General features: G+C 61.5%; 1 protein-coding gene and 1 pseudogene. Both read left to right on the top strand.

Features of this window, described 5'->3' with window-relative positions; all coding sequences use genetic code 11:
* Window positions 1-304 (top strand): annotated as a pseudogene (locus WCE46_RS05345) (DNA mismatch repair protein MutS); the annotation flags it as partial.
* A partial coding sequence (gene mutL, locus WCE46_RS05340; RefSeq protein WP_424732667.1) for a DNA mismatch repair endonuclease MutL occupies window positions 301-2,063 on the top strand: 1,763 nt, incomplete at its 3' end. The pseudogene WCE46_RS05345 and the gene mutL, both read left to right, overlap by 4 nt.

Raw genomic sequence — 2,063 nt, 5'->3', positions numbered from 1 at the left:
CCACGTGGCCCGTCTTGCCGGGATCCCAAAGAAAGTGACCGATCGTGCCGACGCGATCCTCACCGAATCCCTCAACCATGCCGTTCTCCCGGGCGCAAAACCCCAGCGTTATACCCAGATCCTGCTCGTTGATGACAGCGCACCTGCAAGGACAGGACCAGCAGAGCCGGACCCGGTGGTCACAGAATTATCCCGGCTTAATCCCGACACGATGACGCCAATGCAGGCGCTCACAAAACTTGCCGAACTCACACACCTCGCAAAAAAATCCGGCGGAATTAACAAGAATGAGGCAGAACGATGAACCCCGAGGAGAACGGCGTTCGGACCATCCGGGTCCTCGACCCGGCAACGGTCAACCAGATTGCGGCGGGCGAGGTCGTGGAGCGCCCGGCTTCGGTTGTCAAGGAACTCGTGGAGAACGCGATCGATGCCGGGGCCCGTACCGTCCGGATCGATATCACGTCCGTACAGGGCGGGATATCAGCCATCCGGGTGACCGATGACGGGAGCGGAATGTCGCCGGCCGATGCCGAACTCGCCTTTGCCCCGCATGCGACAAGCAAAATCACCGCAATCGACGACCTGTTCAAGATCCACACGCTGGGTTTCCGGGGCGAGGCGCTTGCGAGCATCGCTGCTGTCGCAAAAGTGACGCTTGTCACAAAACCCCGGGGCAGTGACACGGTCGCCGGCACCCGTCTTGTCGTGATCGGCGGCGTAATAAAAGAGAAAGGAGAGACCGGGGCTCCCGAGGGGACAAGCATCCTTGTGGAGGAACTCTTCTTCAACACGCCGGCCCGGAAAAAATTCCTGAAGAACCTCAACACGGAGCTTGCCCGCATCCACGGGTTACTCGAAGGGATCTTCCTTGCCTACCCGCAGGTCTCGTTCCGGTTCTCCCACAACAACCGCGAGCAGCTTGTCACGGACCGGACAACACAGCCGCTCGATACGATCGCCCGGATCTTCGGGAACGACTGCGCACGCGAGCTCGTCCCGGTCTCATCCGATCTGCCGTTCATGCGCATTTCGGGTTTTATCTCACGGCCGGCGCTCTCGCGCAAAGACCACGACCGGATCCTTATTTCCATCAACGACCGGTATATTTCCTCTGCTGCGGTTATGGCCGCTGTCAAGGAAGGGTACGGCACGCTCCTTCCCCGTGACCGGTTCCCGGTTGCATTCCTGTCGCTTGCGATCGATACCCGGCTCGTGGACGTGAACGTCCACCCGACAAAAAAAGAGGTCCGGCTCTCGAAGGAGAAGGAGATCGGGGAGGCGGTGCGGGAAGCGGTGCATGCGGCGCTCATGAAAAACGACCTGATCCCCGAAGTTGTCGTGCCCCGCCGGCAGAACCGTGAACTCGATGACGCAGGAATCGCGTCAGCCCGGCTCTCTCCGGGTGTTGCTGAACCGGCAGCGCCGTACGGTGCCGACCGGGGGCTGACGGAGGCAGTCACTCCCGCTCCAAACGCAGAGATCCAGTCTGTCTTTACCGAACCAACCCATACCGGGACCGTCTCGACCGACCACCGGCTCAGGCAGACCGAACTCGCGAGCGGGGTTCCCCCGGTCACCCCAGCCGTTCCTCCCCTTGAGGTGATCGGCCAGGTTGGCGGCATCTACATCCTTGCCGCCGCCCCTGATGGTGAACTTATTATCATCGACCAGCACGCCGCCCACGAACGGATCTTCTATGAGCAGGTGAGCCGGAGCATGGCGGCCCGGCACGCACAGGAACTCCTCGTCCCCGCAATCATCCACCGGCCGCCAAAGGACGCGGCAATCCTCCGCGAGCTCGTTCCCGTGCTTGCACTGGAAGGGGTAATTATCGAGGATTTCGGGAGCGGGTCGTTTTTAGTCCGGGCAGTTCCGGCCGTGATGGGAAAGATTGAGGGGCCGGAGCAGATCGACGACCTCGTGAGCGATCTCCTGAGCAGCGATCCCACCCGGCCGGTGAGCGATCGCGAGCGGATCACCCGGGTTATCGCCTGCCGGAGCGCAATAAAAGCAGGCACCGTCTGCACGCTGGAGCAGTGCCAGCGTATCGTAAACCAGCT

Origin of the sequence: Methanoregula sp., from assembly GCF_049690535.1 — an archaeon.
In the GTDB taxonomy this organism is placed as follows: domain Archaea; phylum Halobacteriota; class Methanomicrobia; order Methanomicrobiales; family Methanospirillaceae; genus Methanoregula.
This window is presented reverse-complemented; position numbering and strand designations above follow the sequence as displayed.